The organism is Curtobacterium sp. SP.BCo, assembly GCF_051903265.1.
GTDB lineage: Bacteria > Actinomycetota > Actinomycetes > Actinomycetales > Microbacteriaceae > Curtobacterium.
In genome coordinates this window covers 2248037-2267808 of sequence record NZ_CP194337.1, presented here as the reverse complement: position 1 = coordinate 2267808, position 19772 = coordinate 2248037, and the positions used below count along the sequence as shown (strand labels likewise).

The following is a 19772-nucleotide window of genomic DNA, read 5'->3' as shown; positions in this document are numbered from 1 at the left end:
GTGGGTCTTGCGTCTGCCCGTCCGTGGGCTGACACGGGTGACTCTCGACCGGTTGGCCGGAGCCGTTAGGGAATCGACGAGGTTTTCTGGTGCGATCGCCCCGTCGACGTCTCAGCTGGCCGCCACCGCGGGGGTGGCGGCGTCGTGCACGGCCCGCGCGACGCCGGCTGCGGCGTTCGCGGCGACCCGCGCCAGGTAGGCGCTCCGGCGCGCGGCGGTGGTGCGCGAGGCCGGCTCGGCGACGACTCCGTCGTCGCCGTAGTGCGCGGCGAGGCCGTCGCGGAGCAGCCGCATCGCCTCGGAGCGCTGCTGCGAGACGGCCGAGTGCGTGATGCCGAGTTCCGCAGCGACCTCGGTCACCGAGCGGTCGCCGAAGTAGACGTTCTCGACGACGTGGCGCATCCGGTCCGGCAGCGCGGCGACGGCGGCGCGCAGGTAGCGGCGCTTCTCGGCCTCGAGCAGGTCCTCGCCGGGCAGGGGCAGGTCGGCAGCGAGGGTGTCGTGCACGGTCTCGTCGATCGGGCTGACGGTGCGTCCGGCGTCGCTCATCGCGTCGACGGCCGTCTGGCGGTCCACACCCATCGCGTCGGCGATCTCCTGCACGCCGACGCTCCGGCCGAGCTTCGCGGACAGGGCCTCCTGGGTGGCGAGGGTCTCCCGGATGCGCTTCCGGGTCCCCCGGGACGCCCAGTCGGCGGAGCGCATGTCGTCGGCGATCGCCCCGGTGATCCGGGTTCGGGCGTAGGCACCGAAGGGGACGCCGAGGTCGGGGTCGAAGGCGTCGGCTGCGGCCACGAGCGCGAGCGAACCGACGGCGGCGAGGTCGTCGCGGTCGAGGTGGGTGGCTCGGGCACGGACGTCGGCGACGATGTAGCCCACGAGCGGGAGGTGCTCCACGATCATCGCGTTGCGTGCGTTCCGGTCCATGTTGATCCCCTGGTCGTCCGACGTGGTGACCCGTCCGTGGGCGCGGCGGACACCGGCCTCGGATGGCCGGTGTGTACGCCGAAGAACCACCCGGGTCCCTCCGGGTGGTGCACGTCCGCGCCCCTGCGACGCGGTGCGGGTCGTCCCCCGCGGTGCGCTTCGAATGTATCGGCTGGCAAAGCCCTGTACAGGCCCTCAATCGTCCCCAGTGCGGGGGTGTGGGCGGGTTTTCGCGGTCGTCATTTTGGGGGACCCCGGGTCGGGAACGGTCGTTCTTGTCCCCCGAGAGGGTGCGGTCCTGGAGGCGCGGCTCGTGTCCGCAGCACGCGCTCGGCCACGGGTCGCTTACGGCTCCCGACCACGGGCCGATAGGTCCCGGTGTCCGCAGGATGACCGACTCACACCCAACGGGAGGAGCTGATGAGCGTGAACGACCTGTCCGCCGTGCTCTGGCGCGAACGCGAACTGCTCGAGCTGCTCACCTTCAAGCTCGAGGAGGAGCAGCTGCTCCTGGCCGCGGGCCGATCCCGCTGGGTGTCGCACGCCAGCCGCGAGGTCGAGCAGGTCCTCGAACGGCTCCGCAGCACCGGCCTCGAGCGTGCTGCGTCGAGCGCTGAGGTCGCCGAGGAGTGGGGTGTCCCCGCCGACGCTCCCCTGCGCGACGTGGTGGCAGCGGCCCCGAGCGGTCCGTGGGGGGAGATCCTCACCGCGCACCTCACCGCGATGGTCGAGCTCACGACCCAGATCGGCGCACTCCGTGACGAGAACGACCGATTCCTCCGCACCGCCGCCCAGGCGACCGAGGAGACGCTCGCCGGCGCCGTGACCGGTACGGCCACGTACGACGCCGCCGGCGCTCCGGACTCCCGGGCCGACGGCGCGCGGCTCTTCGAGGGGACGCTGTAACACCGTGGTCAGCACCTTCGGCTCCCTCGCCACCGCGTACTCCGGGCTCGCGGCCGCCCGCGCCGGCATCGACGTCACCGGACAGAACATCGCGAACGCCGGCACGACCGGGTACACGCGACAGCGCGTCACCCAGTCCTCGATCCCCGCGGCGCAGACCGGCTTCATGCGGGGCACGGCCGCCCTCGCCGGTCAGGGTGTCTCCGTCGACGGCATCGCCCGCCTCGCCTCCCTGACGCTCGACGCCGGCGTGCGTGTCGCCTCCGGTTCCTCCGCGTACGCCGACGCCCGCGCCACCGCGCTCTCCGCGCTCGAGACCGGGTTGAACGAACCGGGCGACGACGGCCTCGCGACGAAGCTCGACGCGTTCTGGTCCTCGTGGAGCGAGCTCTCCTCGCACCCCGACGACCCCGGTGCGGCCAGCGCGGTGATCGGCGCCGCGAAGACCCTCGCCTCGACCCTGGCCAGCGGCTCGAAGGCAGTCGACGCGCAGTGGTCGAGCACCCGTGGCACCGTCGCCGGTCAGGTCCAGCAGTTGAACGGCGCAGCCTCGCAGGTCGCCGACCTCAACGGCCGCATCCGCACGGCGCTGGCCTCCGGCGGATCCGCCAACGAACTCATGGACCAGCGCGACCAGCTGACCCAGCAGATCGCCTCGCTCGCCGGCGGCACGGTCCGCTCCAACGCCGACGGCACGGTCGACGTCCTGATCGGCGGGAACGCGATCGTGCAGGGCACCGACGCTCGATCCGTCGCCCTCGGCGGGGGCACCCGACTGGCCGACGGCGCTGCGGTCACCCTCACCTGGACGACCGGCACCGCCGGCGCCGTGTCGCTCTCCGGCGGCTCGATCGGCGGCAACCTCTCGCTGCTCGCCCCGGCGACGGCCGACGGCACCGGCGGGGCCCTCGCCGAGGCCTCGGCGTCGTACGACCTCGTGGCGACGAAGCTCGCGACCGCGGTGAACGCCGTGCACGCCACCGGCACCACGCCCTCCGGCAGCACCGGCGCACCGTTCTTCGCCCTCGCGTCCGGCGTGCCGGCGGCGCAGGGGCTCAGCGTGGTCCCGACCGACGGCAGCGGCCTGGCGACGCGGAACGCGGCGGGGCAGATCGACGACTCCTTCACCGACGCGCTCTCGCGACTCGGCACGGCGTCCGACGGCGCGGACCGCGCCTGGGCGACCTTCGTGACGGGGGTGGGCACCGCCTCCCGGACCGCCACGTCGGAATCGACGCTCACCGGACTCGCCCTGACCAACGCACGCGCCCAGCAGCAGTCGAGCGCCGGTGTCGACCTCGACGAGGAGAACGTGAACCTGCTGAGCTACCAGCACGCGTACCAGGGCGCCGCACGCGTCCTGACCGCCGTCGACGAGATGCTCGACACCATCATCAACCGCGTCGGACTCGTCGGGAGGGGCTGATCGTGATCACCCGGGTGACCACCCAGATGTCGATGGCGGCCGCGTCGGCGCGCCTGCAGGCCGGCGCCGCGAAGGTCGCGCAGCTGACCGAGCAGGCGACCACGCTCAAGAACATCCAGCGGCCGTCGGACGACCCCGTCGGCACCGCATCGTCCATGCAGGTCCGCAAGGAGCAGGCCGCCGCCGCGCAGTACACGCGGAACGCGGACGACGCCGTCGGCTGGCTCGCGACGACCGACAGCACGCTGTCCAGCGTCTACTCGGTGTTGAACAACGTCCGGGACCTGACCGTGCAGGCGGCGAACTCCGGCACCATGAGCGACACCGACCGCGACGCGTTCATCACGCAGTTCCAGTCCCTCAAGTCCCTGCTCGAGACGAAGGCCAACACGACGTACGGCACCCGCTCGGTGTTCGCCGGGTCCTCGACGACGCCGGGCGCGTACGACCCGACGAGCGGCTGGACGCCGACCGGCCCCGACGTCACCCGACGCATCGGCGACGGGACCACCGTCCGGGTCGACACCCCGGGCACCACGGTCTTCGGGTCCGGCGGCTCGTCCGTGTTCGCGATGATCGACTCGATCGTCGGCGACCTGCAGAACGGCGTGAACGTGAACCCCCGGATCAACGACGTCGACGCCGCGATCAGCACCGTGCGCAGCGCTCAGTCCGACGTGGGCGTCCGGCACGCGGCGGCCCTCACCGCCCAGGACTCCCTGAAGAGCGCCACCGTCTCGCTGGAGAACCGACGCGCCGGCATCGAGGACAAGGACCTCGCGAAGGCCGTCCTCGACCTGCAGGTGCAGCAGACCAACTACCAGGCAGCCCTCGCCGTCACCGCGAAGGTCCTGCAGCCGACCCTGATGGACTACCTCCGATGAGCATCGACCTGACCTTCGCCGTCCCGCCGTTCGGGCTCTCCCCCGCACCGGTCTTCACGCTGACCCCGGTGGACGGCGCCGAGGGCCTGTTCACCCTCGTCGGCGACGACGCCCGGCTGTTCGTGCTCGACGCCGCGGTGCACCTGCCGTCGTACGCGCCCGAGCTCACGGACGAGCAGGCGGTCGGCCTCGAGCTGACCGACCCCGCCGACGCGATGCTGCTCGTCGTCGCGAACCCCGGCGAGTCCGGCACGACCGTGAACCTGCTCGCACCGATCGTGGTGAACGCCCGCACGTCCGCCGGCGCCCAGCTCATCCTGGAGGACCAGGACCAGCCCCTGCGCGCGGAGCTCGCCCGGCGCTGACGCGGGCGCGGGCGCGCTCCGCCGCACGCGTTTTTCGACATTCCGCCCGTCGTTCGACACGCACGATGTCGATAGATGCACGCGCAGCTTGTGCACGTGTATCGACCGACATGGCACCGGTCGATCGACTGGTGCGGTGTCGAACGATGCACACGCAGACGCCCGCTTGTTCCTCCACAAGTTGCTCGACGCAGCGGGTTGTCCACCGATCGGTCGCCGCGGCTGCCCCCATCGCGCCGCTCGCGCATCGTGGAGTCATGGGCAAAGCGGACGTACGACTCATCCGGACCGCAGGGCTCCCGGGCGCGGAACGCCGGGCGCTCGAACGCGCGGTTCGACGGGGCGTGCTCGAACGCATCCGGCCCGGCGTGCTGGTCCAGGCCGGAGCGCTCGACGGGTTGTGGCCCGAAGAACGACACCGCATCTTGGTCCTTGCTTCCGCAACACGCTTGCGCGCGCTCGACCTGGTGTCGCACGAGTCGGCCTGCGCCGTGCTGGGGCTTCCGTTCGTCGGACCGTGGCCGTCGAAGGTGCACGTGATCGACCCCACCACCGGCGCCACTCGGGTCACGGCCTGGTTCGTGCGCCACGGATCGGCGAGCCGGCTGCCCGAGGGCGACGTCGGAGTCGAGGGCTTCCGGGTCACCACACCCGCCCGGACAGCGGTCGACGTCGCATCGTCGCGGTTGCTCCTCCATTCGCTGCCGGTCGTCGACCACGTCCTCCGCGAAGGTCGGGCGACCTTGGCGCAGCTCACGGAAGAAGTGGAACGACTCGCCAAGGGCCACGTGCGTGCTGCGGCCGCGATCGGGATGGGGTCGGCTGCGTCGGGGTCTCCGGCGGAGTCGGTCTGCCGGGTGCGGTTCCGGCAGCTCGGCGTGCCCGAAGCGGTGCAGCAGCACGTGTTCGCCCGGCCCGGTGAGCGCACCGCCGTGGTCGACTTCTGGTTCCCCGAGCAGGGTGTCGTGGTCGAGGTCGACGGGCGGGCGAAGTACGAGGACACCGCGATGCTCGACGGACGGACGACGGCCGACGCGCACTGGCAGGAGAAGCTGCGCGAGGACTTCGTCCGGTCGTTCCCCGAGGTCCGGACGGTCGTCCGGGTGACCTGGGCCGACCTGATGGATCCGGAACGCCTCCGTGTCCGGCTCCGTCGCGCCGGGATCCCCTGCCGATGAGCGCGCACCACCGCGGCCGGCTCGACGGTCCTCCCAACCGGACGGCGTACCGTCCTCCCCATGGCCCGAGAGCAGAAGGACCAGGCGATCGTGCCCTTGCCGGCAGCGCCTGTGGCCTCGAACCCCACCGACCCGAACGCCCGTACCGCCGAGCAGCAGCAGCCCGCAGGATGGGTGAAGATGCTCGACCGCGTGCTGAGCGTCCAGCGTCCGGTCGTGGTCGCACACGTCCGTGCGCTCCGGCGTCGGCACCCCGAGGCGACCCCGGCGGAGATCATCCAGATCCTCGAACGGCAGTACCTCGCAGCCGTGACGACGGGTGGTGCAGCCGTCGGGGCGAGCGCGGTGATCCCCGGCGTCGGCATGGCGGCGGCCCTCGGGCTGAGCGGCGCCGAGACGGTCGGGTTCCTCGAGACGACGGCGCTCTTCGCCCAGTCCGTGACCGAGGTGCACGGCATCGCCCTCGACGACCCGGAGCGCGCTCGGATGCTCGTGATGGCGATGATCCTCGGCACGCCGGGTACGCAGCTCATCAACCAGCTCGCCGGCCAGATCGCCGGCGGCCAGGTCCGTACCGCGTTCTGGGGCGAGATGGTGACGTCCTCGCTGCCGAAGCAGGTCGTGAACGGCATCGGCGGCCAGGTCCGCGACCAGTTCGTCAAGCGGTTCGCGGCACGTCAGGGCACGACGATCGTCGGCCGGGCGCTCCCGTTCGGCATCGGTGCGGCGGTCGGTGGACTGGGCAACCACGCGCTCGGTCGCAAGGTGATCCAGGCGTCACGGACCGGCTTCGGCCTCCCGCCGGCACAGTTCCCGATCGTGCTCGAGTCCACGGATCAGAAGCGACCCAAGGCCCCCAAGCAGGAGAAGGCCCCCAAGCAGCTCAAGGCCCCGAAGCGGCGCAGGGGTCGCGAGGACCTCTGGGCGGACACGCCCGACCACACCGACAAGACGGTCTGACGGACCGGAGGCGCATCGCCGACCGGTACCGCGCCTCCAGTCCGCTGGCCGTCAGACCGGGCTCACCGCGCCCGCACGGGCGTCGTCACCACCTGGCCGGCGTGCGCGAACCCACCGCCGAACCCGAACAGCAGGGCGGGCACGCCCTCGGGCAGGTCACCTCGGGCCCATGCCTTCGACAGCCCGAGGGGAACGCTCGCGGCCGAGGTGTTCCCGGACTCGACGACGTCCCGCACGACGAACTTCGACTCGCCTCCCAGTGCGCTCACGAGCGGTTCGATGATCCGCAGGTTCGCCTGGTGGAACGCGAACACCCCGATGTCGTCCAGCGTGAGCCCGGCAGCGGCGACCGCGGCGCGGGCGTGGTCGGCGGCCTCGGTGATGGCCCAGCGGTAGATCGAGCGTCCCTCCTGGGTGAAGCGCTCGGGGTCCCCGGAGACGAGGACGGCCTCCTGCAGGTGCGGCACGCTCCCCCAGGACACCGGGCCGATCTGCGCCTCGTCGGAGACGCCGAGCACGGCAGCGCCGGCCCCGTCGCCCACGAGCACGCAGGTGGACCGGTCCGACCAGTCGACGATCCCGGAGAGGATCTCCGAGCCGATGACGACGGCGACGTCGGTCGACCCGACGCGGATCGCCTGGTCGGCCAGCGCGACCCCGTACTCGAAGCCACTGCACGCGGTGTTGATGTCGATCGGGGCGGCGGACGACGAGAGTCCGAGGGCCGCCGCGACCCGCCCGGCGGTGTACGGCGCGCGGTCGCGGTGGGTGGTGGACGCGACGATGACCAGCCCGACGTCGGCCGGCGAGACCCCGGCGTCCGCGATGGCGTTGCGGGCCGCCTCGATCGCCATCGACGTCACGGTGTCGTCGGGGCCCGCGATGTGCCGGGTCTCGATCCCGGTCCGGGTGCGGATCCACTCGTCGTTCGTGTCGACCATGGTCGAGAGTTCGTCGTTGGTCAGGGTGCGCGAGGGCTGGTGGTGGCCGAACCCGAGGATCCGGCTGCCACGGAGTGCTGGGGTGTTCACGAAACGGCACGCTACTCCCCCGCCCGACGGGCTCATGCGCGCCGCGGCATGCGACGGCGACCCGAGGAGCCCCGCTCCGGGGTCCGAAGCCGGTACTCGCAGGGCCTGTCACACCCCCACTCGATCGCGTAGACCGGGACGCATGGACTACACACACCTCGGACGGACAGGGCTGTCGGTCTCGCGAGCAGTGCTCGGCACGATGAACTTCGGACCGGAGACCAGCGAGGACGACTCGCACGCGATCATGGACCGGGCGCACGAGCTCGGCGTGAACTTCTTCGACACGGCCAACGGCTACGGCGGCTCGGTGGGCAAGGGCGCCACCGAGGAGATCATCGGCCGCTGGTTCGCCACGGGCGGCGGGCGGCGCGAGAAGACCGTCCTCGCGACGAAGGTCTACGGCGACATGATCGACTGGCCGAACGGCGGGAAGCTCAGCGCGTACAACATCCGCCAGGCCCTCGACGCGAGCCTCCAGCGCCTCCAGACGGACCACATCGACCTCTACCAGTTCCACCACGTCGACCGCGCGACGCCGTGGGACGAGATCTGGCAGGCCATCGACGTCGCCGTGCAGCAGGGCAAGGTGCTCTACGTCGGCTCGTCGAACTTCGCCGGCTGGCACATCGCTCAGGCGCAGGAGGCCGCTGCGCGCCGGAACACCCTCGGCCTCGTCAGCGAGCAGTCGATCTACAACCTCGTGGTCCGCGACGTCGAGCGCGAGGTCCTCCCGGCCGCCCGCGAGTACGGCCTCGGCGTCATCCCGTGGTCGCCGCTGCAGGGCGGCCTGCTCGGCGGCGTCATCGAGAAGACCGAGAACGGCTCGCGCCGACTGTCCGGTCGCAGCGCCGAGTACGTCGAGGGACACCGCGACCAGCTCACCGCCTACGAGTCCTTCGCCAAGGAGCTCGGCCACACCCCGGGCGAGCTCGCCCTCGCCTGGCTGCTGCACCAGCCCGGCGTCACCGCGCCGATCACCGGCCCGCGCACCATGGAGCAGTGGGAGTCCGCGGTCCGCGCCGTGGACATCCGCCTCGACCAGCGTGCGCTGGACCGGCTCGACGAGATCTTCCCGGGGCACAAGACCTCGCCGGAGGACTACGCCTGGTGACGTCGGTGACGCGGCCAGTGGGTCGCTGACGCGACCATCTGACTGGAGGCGCGGTGCGGGTCGGACCCCGCACCGCGCCTCCCGTCCGTGGTCACGTCGAGAGCGGGAGCTGCGTCGCGATCAGAGCGCCGCGATCTCCGCGTCCCGAAGGCCGATGGCCCGCAGGTACTCGTCGACGCTCCCCCAGCGGTGCTCGACGTGTTCGATCACGGTCGTCATGATCTCGGGGACGCACCGCTGCGCGGCAGCGGTGCCCTCGGGGTCGTTGCTCGCGGCGCGCTCGCGTGCGAAGCGGTCGACGAGCCCGGCTGCACTCGCGGCGTAGTCGGCGCCGATCGCGTCGATGCCGTCGCCCCAGTGCCGGGCGAGCAGGGCGCTGACGATCCCGGTGCGGTCCTTGCCGGCCGAGCAGCACACGAGGACGTCGCCGTCCGTCGCCGCGACGGCCCGCAGTGCGTCGGCGATCCCGCTGCGGTGCCGGTCGAGCCAGTCGATGTACTGGTCCTCGAGCGCGACGGCGTCCGCGGCCGACTCGACCTCGGACGACGGATCGAACAGCGGCACGGAGCGGTACGCCGCGGTCGATGCGAGGGGGTGCGGCACGGCGTCGGTCTCGTCGGTGCGCCGGAGGTCGATCACCGCTGCCAGACCGGCCGGGTACGCACCGGGGCCGACGGGCTCGGTGTTCGCGCGGTACACGGTGCGGGGGCGGTCGGCCTGCAGGGCGGCACCACCGACGGGGCGGAGGTTGGTCAGGGCGCTCGACGTCGTCGTCATGGTGTCCACTCTGCCGGACACGAGCCCGGCGGGGATCGAACCGGCGGCGTCGCGTCCGACTCGGAACGACACTTCCGACGTCGTACGACATCGGAAGTGTCGTTCCGAGTCCGCAACACCACCCAGGCGCGCTCCCCAACCAACCAGCCCGCCCGCCCGCCCGCGAACGACGACGGGCCCCGCGCCTGCTGTGTGCGCGGGGCCCGTCGGACTGGTGGAGCTGGTGCTAGCGGACGTCGACCGGGGTGCGGTCGGCCTCCTCGTAGAGGACGTAGCCCTCTTCGCCGTGCACGGCGGTGTCGATGCCGGCGACCTCGTCCTCGGTCTTGACGCGGAAGCCCATCGTCTTCTCGATGATCGTGCCGATGATGAACGCCAGGATGAAGGAGTAGGCGCCGACCGCACCGGCTGCCGCGGCCTGCTTGCCGAGCTGGGCGAACGAACCCGAGTAGATCAGGCCGGTGTCGTTGGCGAAGAAGCCCAGGTAGAGCGTGCCGACGATGCCGCCGACCAGGTGGACGCCGACGACGTCGAGCGAGTCGTCGAAGCCGAGGCGGTACTTCCAGTCGATCGCGAAGCAGCAGATGATGCCGGCGATGAAGCCGAGCAGGATGCCCCAGCCCGGGGTGAGCGCGGCGCAGGCCGGGGTGATCGCGACGAGACCGGTGACGGCACCCGATGCGGCACCGATCGAGGTGGCCTTGCCGTCCTTGAGCTTCTCGACGAGCAGCCAGCCGAGGATGGCGGCGGCCGGGGCGGCGAGCGTGTTCACCCAGGCGATCGAGGCGATGCCGTCAGCAGCACCCTCGGACCCGGCGTTGAAGCCGAACCAGCCGAACCAGAGGATCGCGGCACCGAGGAGGACGAAGGGCGGGTTGTGCGGCTTGTGCGCACCCTTGGCGAAGCCGACGCGCTTGCCGAGGACGATCGCCAGGGCGAGACCCGCCGCACCGGCGTTGATGTGCACCGCGGTGCCACCGGCGAAGTCGATGACGCCCCAGGTGGCGGCCCAGCCGGAGGTGAGGTTGAACACCCACGAGGCGACCGGGAAGTAGACGACCGTGACCCAGACGCCGGCGAAGACCATCCACGCGCCGAACTTGGCACGGTCGGCGATCGCACCGGAGATGAGCGCGACGGTGATGATCGCGAAGGTGGCCTGGAAGCCGACGAACGCCATCGAGGGGTACGCGGCGTTGATCGTCGAGGCCTTGGCCTCCTCGAACGCCTGGCCGAGGCCGATCTGGTTCCAGTCGATGCTGAAGAAGCCGACGATGCCGGAGACCGCCGTGCCGGAACCGTGGTTGGCGAAGGCGATCGCGTAGCCGTAGAGCACCCAGAGGACGCTCACCAGGGCGATCGCCCCGAAGGACATCATCATCATGCTGATGACGGACTTGGCCTTCACCAGACCGCCGTAGAAGAAGGCCAGGCCGGGTGTCATGAACAACACCAGCGCCGCCATGACCAACACGAATGTCGTGTTGCCCTGATCAAGCATCTGTTCACCTCTCGATTGCACCAGCGGCTCGTGGACCGCGTCGGGTGTCACCGAGTCTGGCGAGGCGACGTTTCACGAGGAGGCACGAAGTGTTTCGCGGGTGTAACGCGACGGCGCGCTGTGTAAACGTCGTGTTTCGTCATCCGGGCAGTCCCCTGGACGGGGGCCACGAGGATCCGCAGTCCGTCCGGACGGTGTCCGACACTCGTCGCGCATCACTGCCTGGAGGCGTGGAGCGGCCCGGGTGCGCCGTCACGGGCCCGGCGGATGGCTCAGTCCGCTGCGCGGGTCAGCGCGACCACGCGGCTCGCGGCGCGCAGGTACTTCTTGCGGTAGCCGCCGTTCAACATCGTGTCGGGGTAGACCTGGTCGAGCGGGGTGCCCGAGGCGACGATGCGGACCTGGGCGTCGTACAGCCGGTCGACGAGCGCGACCCAGCGCAGGGCATCGGTCTGGTCGGTGAACGCCTGGACGTCGGTGAGGCCGACCGCGTCGAGGTCCTCGACCATGGCGACGTACTTCGACGGGTGCACGGACGCGAGGTGTCCGACCACGGCCCGGAAGTCGTCGAGCGTGACGGTGCCGGCGGGCAGCTCCGCCTCGACGTCGGCGACGACTCCGGCGGACTCGTCGACCGCGCGGCGGCGGTAGTCGAGCCCGTCGATGCGCATCGTCTCGAACCGGTCGGACATCGCCTGGATCTCGCGCAGGAAGTCCTGCGCGGCGAACCGGCCCTCACCGAGGGCGCCCGGCGGGGTGTTCGACGTCGCCGCGAACCGGGTGCCGGTCTCGGTGAGCTCCTTGATGAGGCGCGTCATCACCATCGTGTCGCCCGGGTCGTCGAGCTCGAACTCGTCGATGCAGACGAGGGCCGTGCCGCGCAGCAGGTCGACGGTGCCCTGGAACCCCAGCGCACCGACGAGCGCCGTGTACTCGATGAAGGTCCCGAACGTCTTGCGCCCGGTCGCGGCGTGGTACGCCGCGGCGAGCAGGTGGGTCTTGCCGACGCCGAAGCCGCCGTCGAGGTAGACGCCGGACTTGGCGGTCGGGTCCGTGGCGGGCTTCCGGCGCCCGAACAGCCCGCGACGCGGCGCCGCTCCCCCGCCGCCCGACGTGACGAAGGCCGCCACGGCGTCCCGGACGGCAGCCTGCGACGGGTAGTCGGCGTCCGGCCGGTACGACTCGAACGACGCGTCCGTGAACTGGGGCGGCGGGACGAGTGCCGCAGCCATCTGCTGCGGGGTCACCTGCGGGTCGCGGTCGACGAGGTGTTCGGGCAAGGAGTGGCCTTCCGGGAAGCATGTCGTGCGGTGTCACGTTGCAGGAGGCGGACGGTACGTCCGCGTACCGTTGCCAGCAGGCACCGACGACCGATCCTAGTCCGGTGCCGTCTCGACGATCCGTCGCCAGCACCCAGGAGGTACCCCGATGACCGCACCGGTCGACCCGTCCGAGAAGTTCACCGCCTACGCGCACCCGGAACGGCTCGTCTCCACCGAGTGGCTGCAGGAACAGCTCGACGCCCGGACCCCCGACCTGGTCGTCGTCGAGTCCGACGAGGACGTCTTGCTCTACGAGACGGGACACATCCCCGGTGCCGTCAAGATCGACTGGCACACCGACCTCAACGACCCGGTGCAGCGCGACTACATCGACGGCGAGGCGTTCGCCGAGCTCCTCGGCAGCAAGGGCATCGGCCGCGAGACCACCGTGGTGATCTACGGCGACAAGAACAACTGGTGGGCCGCGTACGCCCTCTGGGTCTTCTCCCTCTTCGGGCACGAGGACGTGCGCCTGCTCGACGGCGGCCGCGCCAAGTGGATCGCCGAGGACCGCGCGCTCACCACCGACCGTCCCGAGGTGACGCCTACCGAGTACCCCGTCGTCGACCGCGTCGACACCGAGATCCGTGCGTACAAGGACGACGTCCTCGCCCACCTCGGCAAGCCCCTGATCGACGTCCGCAGCGCCCCGGAGTACTCCGGTGAGCGCACCACAGCACCCGACTACCCGGAGGAGGGCGCGCTCCGCGGCGGACACGTCCCCACCGCCGTCAACATCCCCTGGGCGACCGCGGCCGCTGCCGACGGGACGTTCAAGACCCGCGAGGAGCTCGACGCCGTCTACCGCGACGGCGCCGGCATCGGTGACGCCGACGAGGTCATCGCCTACTGCCGCATCGGCGAGCGGTCGAGCCACACCTGGTTCGTCCTGCAGCACCTGCTCGGCTACGAGAGCGTCCGCAACTACGACGGCTCGTGGACCGAGTGGGGCAGCGCCGTCCGCGTCCCGATCGTGCAGGGCGCGGAGCCGGGTACGATCCCGAACCGATGACCGACCGCACCGACGCCCTCCCCACCGCCCTCGCCGAGATCCGCGACGACTTCCTCGAACTGTCCCAGCAGGACCGCCTGCAGCTCCTGCTCGAGTTCTCGAACGAGCTCCCGGCCCTCCCCGAGCGCCTGCAGGGGCACGAGGACGAACTCGAACGCGTCGAGGAGTGCCAGTCCCCCGTCTTCATCACGGTCACCGTGGGCGAGGACGGCGACGCTCCCGGGATCGTCCGGATGCACGCCACGGCGCCGCGGGAGGCACCGACCACCCGGGGCTTCGCGTCGATCCTGGCGCAGGGGCTCTCCGGCTTGACCGTCGAGCAGGTGCTCGCCGTCCCGGCGGACTACCCGCTGACGATCGGGCTGAGCGAGGCGGTCAGCCCGCTGCGGATCCGCGGGATGGTGGGGATGCTCGGCCGGGTGCAGCGGCAGGTGCAGGCCGCGGTCGCGTAGACGCCACCGAACGACGGACGGGAGGCGCGGTGCCAGCTGGCACCGCGCCTCCCGTCACGATGAACGCACTTCACTGTTTGGCATTGCAGAACATCACATGCCAGTGTTGTCGTCGATACTGATGGGGGCAAATCGACGATGGCGAAGATCCACGGCAATGATCCGACTGGCTATTCGTACAGCGCAGCTGATGCGCTGAAGTCCGCAGCGACGGCACTCGCGTCGTCGCTCGGCGACCAGACCGGGACCCGTGCGTCCTTGGTGACGACCGCGACCACGCAGTTCCGGGGCTACTTCGCCGAGGTCTTCGCGGACAACGCGGACATCGGTGCACGCAGCGCCACGAAACTCGTCGAGTCGCTGCAGAGCCTCTCGGTCTTCGTGCAGGAGCTCCGCGACGCCGCCGAGCAGGAGGACGACCGCCGCAAGAGGGCGAAGCAGTGGACTGCCGACAAGCGTGAGCGCGAGCAGAATTTCTTCGCGGCCGCGGGGCACGAGATCTCCACGTGGTTCGGCTGGGAGGACGATCCCAAGCCGCCGGAGCCGGAACCAGAACCGCAGCTCCAAGCCGAGCCGGTGAACGTGAACGGACGCGAGTTCCCTGCAGGCGGTGGGCCCAGAGGCGGGACCTCGTCCGCCGTCCCTGCAGACCTCCGTTCCTTCGAGGCGAACACGCGGACGCTCGACTCCGACTTGTCGGGTGCGGTCTCCACGTTCCGGAACGCCCTGGCCGACTACGAGGCCGAGTGCAACCCGTGCTGGGGCAGGCTGGATGCCCAATCACTCCTGACCGCCGCCAGGGACTGGCTCACCGCCAACGGGCACGACGCCGACTGGGCGGGCACCGTCGCCGCGCAGTTCGAGGCCGCCGGTGGCGGGGCCGGCCCCGCGACCCTCTCGGACGCGGCGATCGCGGCGGCGCTGGCCACTGCGGGGATCGACGTCAGCCGAGAGGACTTCACCATCGGGCCGTTCTCGGCGCTGGGGACGCCCCCGACGAACGGGTTCGCGGACGACCCGGTCAACACCGCGACCGGCAATTTCCTCGAGCCCGAGACCGACCTGTCGTTCGCCGGGCAGGCATCGTCGCTCCGGCTCACGCGGATGTACAACTCGCTCGACAGTCGCGTCGGGGTGTTCGGCCTCGGGTGGTCCTCGATCCTCGACATGCGTCTCGAGCTCAGCGACGACGCCGCGTCGGTCGTGCTGGACGACGGTCGGCAGCTCGACTTCCCGCGTGAACGCGATGGGTGGGGCCGTGCCATCGGCGAGGACATGTGGCTCCGAGCCGAGCGCGACTCGCTCGTCATCCAGGACAACGCGGGAGGTCGGTGGGCGTTCAGCCCGTCCGGGCTGTGGTTGAGCAGCAGCCGCGGACCAGGGACCGCGGTGACTGTCCGCCGCGACGATCGGGACCGGATCACCCGACTCACCCACGTGTTCGGTCGCTTCGTCGACGTCCAGTACAGCGGCGACCGGGTGGCATCGGTGACGGCGTCGGACGGGCGCCGCGTCGAGTACCACTACGACTCGAGCAACCGACGCCGTCGGCAGTCGACGGTACCGCTGGAACGACGACGGGTTGATCGATCAGGTGACCGCTGCGACGGGGGTCGTGGAGTGCAAGAACACCTACGACGAGCGCGGCCGAGTCGTGGAGCAGCGCACACCCTTCGGACGGAGGATTCGGTTCTCGTACCTGCCGGGTCGGGTCACGTCGGTGTCCGACGTCGACGGTGCCCACGACAACACCTGGATCGCCGACCGGAAGGGCCGGGTCGTCGGCATCATCGACGCCCATGGGCAGCGGCAGGCGATGTCCTACGACCCGCACGGCAACCTCGTCTCGGTGACCGATCGCGATGGTCAGGTGACCGTCCACGGGTACGACGACCGCGGGCGTCGGGTCCGGACCGTGACGCCGGAGGGCGCCGATCTGACGTTCGGGTACGACGAGCAGGATCGCCTGACCACGGTGGTCACCGAGAACGGCGGGATCGTCGCGTACGTGTACACGGGCGACGACCGGAACCCCGCCCTCATCACCGATCCCGTCGGCGGTCGAACCGTGCTGGAGTGGCGGGACGGCCTGCTCGTCCGCGCCATCGATCCGACCGGCGTCGTCGTCACGTTCCGCCACGACGCGTCCGGGGAGCTCGTCGGCGTCGAGAACGCCGTCGGGGACACCGCACGGTTCGTCCGCGATGCCGGAGGCCGCATCGTCGAGGCCGTCACGCCGCTCGGCAACCGGACTCGGTACCGCTACGACGCCGCCGGGCTGCTCATCGCGCGCGAGGAGCCGGACGGTGGGCTGTGGCGGTTCGAGCACGGGAACGGCGGTCGGGTGACGGCGACGATCGACCCGACGAGTGCCCGCACGGAAGTCACCCACGGTCCACACGGCGAGGTCGTGTCGACCACGGATCCCGTCGGTCGCGTCGTCACGAAGGACTTCGACGCGATCGGCAACGTGTCGAGGATGACCCTGCCCGACGGTGCCGAGTGGGCGTTCGTCCACGATGCGCTCTCCCGGCTCGAAGCCGTCGTCGACCCGGCCGGTGGCACCTGGAGACGGGAGTACGACGCGGTCGGAGCCCTCGGTGCCACGGTCGACCCGACCGGTGTCCGTACCGAGGTGCGCCGCTCGCGCGCGGACGGGGTCGACACGGTCCGCGACGCCTTCGACGCGGTGACCGTGACCACCGACGAGTTCGGGCGTCCGACACGGCTCGAGCACGTGGACGCGTCCGCCGAGCTCACGACGTACGACGCCTGCGGCCGACCGATCGAGCTCGTCGACGCGGACGGCGGCCTCACCCGCATCGACCGTGACCTGGCCGGACGCGTCGTCGCCGTCACCACCCCAGCAGGCCGCACCACTCGGTACGAGTACGACGCCTGCGGACGCCCGGTCAGCGCGATCGACCCCGCCGGCGCACGCACCACGCTGACCTACGACGCGGACTCACGGATCGTCGCGCGCACCCTGCCGACCGGCGAGGTCGCCCGGACCGTGTACGACCGTCGGGGTCGGGTGGTCCATGCCGACGTGCCCGGGGTGGGCACTGCGCAGTACCGGTACGACCGGGTCGGTCGCGTGGTCTCGGCGCGGGACACCCGGTTCGGTCAACGGACCTTCCGCTACGACGCCGCCGGGCAGCTCGTCGCGGCCGTGAACGGGCTCGGCGGCACGACCCGCTACGAGTACGACCAGCGTGGACGACTCGTCCGCACCGTCGATCCTCTGGGCGGCGTGACCGTCCGGACGTACACGCAGCTCGACAAGGTGGCCTCGTCCACGGATCAGCTCGGGCGCACGACGACGGCGACCTACGACGCCGCCGGACGACAGCTCACCCAGACCGACCCGGACGGCACCGTGCTGCGATGGGAGTACGACGCAGCCGGTCGCGAATCCGCGCAGTACTCCGACGACCGGTTGATCGGCCACATCGACCGCGATGCGCGTGCCCGCACGGTGACGATCACCGACGGGACCCGTCCGGACTCCCCCGCCACCCACGTCCTCGAGTTCGGCCGGCTGGGCCAACTCGTCCGACGCACCACCGGCGCGCGCGAAACGCGGTGGACCCACGATGCCGACGGGCTCCGCACCTCGGTCCAGGCGCCGGACGGCGCGACGATCCGGTACGAGCGCGACGCCACGGGACGAGTCGTCCGCGTCGAGCACTCGGCCTTCGGCGAGGCCCGGTACGAGCACGACGCGGCAGGGCGGCTCCTGCAGGCCCGAGTTGGCGACCAGCTGCAGACCTGGGACTACGCGAACGGACACGTCGTCCGGCACGCACGCATCGACGCTGACGGCACGCAGGTCAGCACGATCGCACGTGACGTGGAAGGCCGGATCACCGGCGTCGACGGACACGGCGGAGGCACGACGTACGAGCATGACGCCGCCGCGCAACTCGTCGCGGCCGTGCACGACGGGCGACGGATCGACTGGGCCTACGACGATGCCGGACGCCTGGTCGAGGAACGCTCGGGCTCCTCCGCCCGACGCTTCGTGTACGACGCTGCGGGGCAGCTCACCCGAGTCGACGCTGCGAACGGAGCGCCCGAGGCGGCGTACGACCACGACAGCGCTGGCCGACGGGTGCGGGCGGTCCGAGCCGGGATGACGACCACGTACGACTGGACCCCGCAGGGCCGCCTCACCGGGGTGACGGAGACTGCAGCGGCCGGCAGCACCACGATCGACCTGCACGTCGACGCACTCGGGGAACTCGCCGATGTCGACGGCGTCGCGATCGACTGGGACACCGCCGCGTTCGCGCCGACCCTCCTCGCTGTCGGCGACACACCGGTATTCCGCGCGCCTGGTGGTCTCACCGGGGTGGACGACGAGTGGACCACCAGCGGTCGACGCAGCACGAGAGCAGCCGACGACGCCGATCCGTGGCGGACGCTCACCAGCCTCGATGGCCCGGCTCTGCCTGGCGGCATCGCGCTCGGCTCCGACGGTTTGCTGCAGGTCGCCAGCCTCGAGTGGATGGGCGCCCGTGCCTACGACTCGTCGTCGCGCGGCTTCCTGTCCGTCGACCCGGTCACCGCGCCCGCTGGGGCAGCCTGGGCCGGCAACCCGTACTCGTTCGCCGGCAACGATCCACTGCACGCCATCGACCCGCTCGGCCTCGCGCCGATCACCGACGCCGAGCTGGAGGCCTACGCGGCAGCCGAGCAGGGCCCCCTCACCCGCGCCGCGGCCGCCACCGGGGACTGGTTCGCGAACAACTGGGAGTACGTGGCCGGCGGGGCGATGGTCATCGCGGGCGGTGTCCTGCTCGCCACCGGCGTCGGTGGACCGCTCGGGATGGTGCTCATCAGCGCTGGGGCCGACACCATCATCCGAAAGGCCACGACCGGCGAAGTGAACTGGGGGCAGGTCGCTGTGAGCGCGGCGTTCGGTGCCGTCGGGGGTGGTGCCGGTGCCCTGATCGGGAAGCACCTGCTCGGGAACGCAGCCGAGGGCGCGATCGAGAATGCTGCGAACTACGCGGTCAGCGGGCGGCCGATCACCCCTGCCGGTCTGCTCGCGAGTGCGTCCGAAGGTGCAGTGACGTCTGCGGCATCCGGTGGCACACTGTCGAAGGTCCATCTGCCCACTGCGGTGAAAAAGCTTGGAGACGAAACACCTCAGGTCAAGGCGGTTCCCGACGGCCGATGCTTCCCACGGCGACCCCTCCCGCGGGATAGCACAGGCAACGACCTACCTGATTCCGCATTTCCTCACACCCAGCTTGGGTACCGCAGGGGCAGCAAAGGCCCCTACCCGCAAGCGAGAGAATTCGCCGATGATGGTGAGGTGGTTCGGACCATCGACTTCACGGACCACAATCGCCCCGAATCGCACACCAACCCTCACCAGCACAGGGCAATACCGAATCCGACCGGCGGAACCGCACGGCGGGGTGGCCCTGAGCCTGTACCGGAGTTCCAATGATCCTGTACCAACGTTCAATCAATTCCGCACCGGCTGGGATGATAACCTTCCAAAAGGTCTTTGATGCGCTCAATCTGCGAGCGTTACAATGGTTGATAACTGACTTGTGGATGACGGCGATCCCGGAGTCCGGATTGGATGTCCTTCAGCTTGAGAATAAGGTCACTCAGAGCGACGGGAGGGGTCTTTGGGTTTCACATGGCGAGATGCTGAAGATAGTTCGGTCATGTGACCAAATGATCGATGGGGAGTTCCTGGGTCACCCCATGGCAAATTCCGTGGATGTGGTCAGACCGATCGTTCGCATCGATTTCTTCGACAGCTCCATCGCGACGGTGATCATCGATGAACAGATCATCTCAGTACCGAGCGAATTGATAAACCTCCTAGGGACCGGATCTCCTCAGGTAGAATTGGCCACACGTGGGTCAGAATCCTGATCGCGAAGGTCTTCCC

Annotated in this window: 16 protein-coding genes and 1 pseudogene; 12 read left to right on the top strand and 5 right to left on the bottom strand. The window is 70.6% G+C overall.

What is annotated here, in order from left to right:
* Window positions 1-111: 111 nt before the first annotated feature.
* Window positions 112-927 (bottom strand): sigma-70 family RNA polymerase sigma factor, encoded by an 816-nt coding sequence (locus ACRQ4B_RS10800; RefSeq protein WP_439691448.1) that lies wholly within the window; start codon window positions 925-927, stop codon window positions 112-114.
* 420 nt (window positions 928-1347) lie between these two features.
* On the opposite strand from ACRQ4B_RS10800, the gene ACRQ4B_RS10795 reads away from it, so the two are divergent.
* From ACRQ4B_RS10795 to ACRQ4B_RS10770, 6 genes are all read left to right on the top strand, one after another.
* Window positions 1348-1833, top strand: coding sequence for a flagellar protein FlgN (locus tag ACRQ4B_RS10795; RefSeq protein WP_439691447.1), 486 nt, complete (start codon window positions 1348-1350; stop codon window positions 1831-1833).
* Between the two features lie 4 nt (window positions 1834-1837).
* Window positions 1838-3259, top strand: a complete 1422-nt coding sequence (gene flgK / locus ACRQ4B_RS10790; RefSeq protein WP_439691446.1) for a flagellar hook-associated protein FlgK — start codon at window positions 1838-1840, stop codon at window positions 3257-3259.
* Between the two features lie 2 nt (window positions 3260-3261).
* Window positions 3262-4143 (top strand): flagellar hook-associated protein FlgL, encoded by an 882-nt coding sequence (gene flgL, locus ACRQ4B_RS10785; RefSeq protein WP_439691445.1) that lies wholly within the window; start codon window positions 3262-3264, stop codon window positions 4141-4143.
* Entirely contained in the window at window positions 4140-4508 is a 369-nt protein-coding gene (fliW, locus tag ACRQ4B_RS10780; RefSeq protein WP_439691444.1) for a flagellar assembly protein FliW, read from the top strand. Before flgL ends, fliW begins: the two co-directional genes overlap by 4 nt.
* Before the next feature lie 257 nt (window positions 4509-4765).
* Window positions 4766-5686, top strand: a complete 921-nt coding sequence (locus ACRQ4B_RS10775) for a type IV toxin-antitoxin system AbiEi family antitoxin domain-containing protein (protein ID WP_439691443.1) — start codon at window positions 4766-4768, stop codon at window positions 5684-5686.
* A 60-nt stretch (window positions 5687-5746) separates the two neighbouring features.
* Window positions 5747-6646, top strand: coding sequence for a hypothetical protein (locus ACRQ4B_RS10770; RefSeq protein ID WP_439691442.1), 900 nt, complete (start codon window positions 5747-5749; stop codon window positions 6644-6646).
* 62 nt (window positions 6647-6708) lie between these two features.
* On the opposite strand, the gene ACRQ4B_RS10765 is transcribed toward ACRQ4B_RS10770, so the two are convergent.
* On the bottom strand, window positions 6709-7677 hold the full coding sequence (locus ACRQ4B_RS10765; RefSeq protein ID WP_439691441.1) for a beta-ketoacyl-ACP synthase 3: 969 nt from the start codon (window positions 7675-7677) through the stop codon (window positions 6709-6711).
* Between the two features lie 142 nt (window positions 7678-7819).
* Here ACRQ4B_RS10765 and ACRQ4B_RS10760 point away from each other — a divergent pair, with 142 nt between their 5' ends.
* Complete coding sequence (locus ACRQ4B_RS10760; protein ID WP_439691440.1) at window positions 7820-8791, top strand: aldo/keto reductase; 972 nt, start codon at window positions 7820-7822, stop codon at window positions 8789-8791.
* 120 nt (window positions 8792-8911) lie between these two features.
* Here the strand turns inward: ACRQ4B_RS10760 and ACRQ4B_RS10755 are convergent, their stop codons facing one another.
* The 3 genes from ACRQ4B_RS10755 to zapE all read right to left on the bottom strand — a co-directional run bounded on the left by ACRQ4B_RS10755 (window position 8912) and on the right by zapE (window position 12301).
* Window positions 8912-9568: a tyrosine-protein phosphatase gene (locus ACRQ4B_RS10755; protein ID WP_439691439.1), complete on the bottom strand. Its 657-nt coding sequence runs from the start codon at window positions 9566-9568 to the stop codon at window positions 8912-8914.
* A 226-nt stretch (window positions 9569-9794) separates the two neighbouring features.
* On the bottom strand, window positions 9795-11069 hold the full coding sequence (locus tag ACRQ4B_RS10750) for an ammonium transporter (RefSeq protein WP_439691438.1): 1275 nt from the start codon (window positions 11067-11069) through the stop codon (window positions 9795-9797).
* A 272-nt stretch (window positions 11070-11341) separates the two neighbouring features.
* Window positions 11342-12301 carry a cell division protein ZapE gene (zapE, locus tag ACRQ4B_RS10745; RefSeq protein ID WP_439694378.1) on the bottom strand — a complete coding sequence of 320 codons (960 nt, stop codon included), beginning with the start codon at window positions 12299-12301 and terminating at the stop codon, window positions 11342-11344.
* Between the two features lie 196 nt (window positions 12302-12497).
* On the opposite strand from zapE, the gene ACRQ4B_RS10740 reads away from it, so the two are divergent.
* The 5 genes and pseudogenes from ACRQ4B_RS10740 to ACRQ4B_RS10720 all read left to right on the top strand — a co-directional run bounded on the left by ACRQ4B_RS10740 (window position 12498) and on the right by ACRQ4B_RS10720 (window position 19756).
* The gene (locus ACRQ4B_RS10740; protein WP_439691437.1) at window positions 12498-13403 is read left to right on the top strand and encodes a sulfurtransferase; all 906 of its coding nucleotides are present in this window, start codon (window positions 12498-12500) and stop codon (window positions 13401-13403) included.
* Window positions 13400-13855 carry a SufE family protein gene (locus ACRQ4B_RS10735; RefSeq protein ID WP_439691436.1) on the top strand — a complete coding sequence of 152 codons (456 nt, stop codon included), beginning with the start codon at window positions 13400-13402 and terminating at the stop codon, window positions 13853-13855. The genes ACRQ4B_RS10740 and ACRQ4B_RS10735 overlap by 4 nt, the downstream gene beginning before the upstream one ends.
* Before the next feature lie 138 nt (window positions 13856-13993).
* A pseudogene (locus ACRQ4B_RS10730) lies at window positions 13994-15028 on the top strand (DUF6531 domain-containing protein); the annotation flags it as partial.
* A gap of 421 nt (window positions 15029-15449) precedes the next feature.
* Window positions 15450-19316 (top strand): hypothetical protein, encoded by a 3867-nt coding sequence (locus ACRQ4B_RS10725; RefSeq protein ID WP_439691435.1) that lies wholly within the window; start codon window positions 15450-15452, stop codon window positions 19314-19316.
* Complete coding sequence (locus ACRQ4B_RS10720; protein ID WP_439691434.1) at window positions 19313-19756, top strand: hypothetical protein; 444 nt, start codon at window positions 19313-19315, stop codon at window positions 19754-19756. The genes ACRQ4B_RS10725 and ACRQ4B_RS10720 overlap by 4 nt, the downstream gene beginning before the upstream one ends.
* The last annotated feature ends 16 nt before the right edge of the window (window positions 19757-19772 follow it).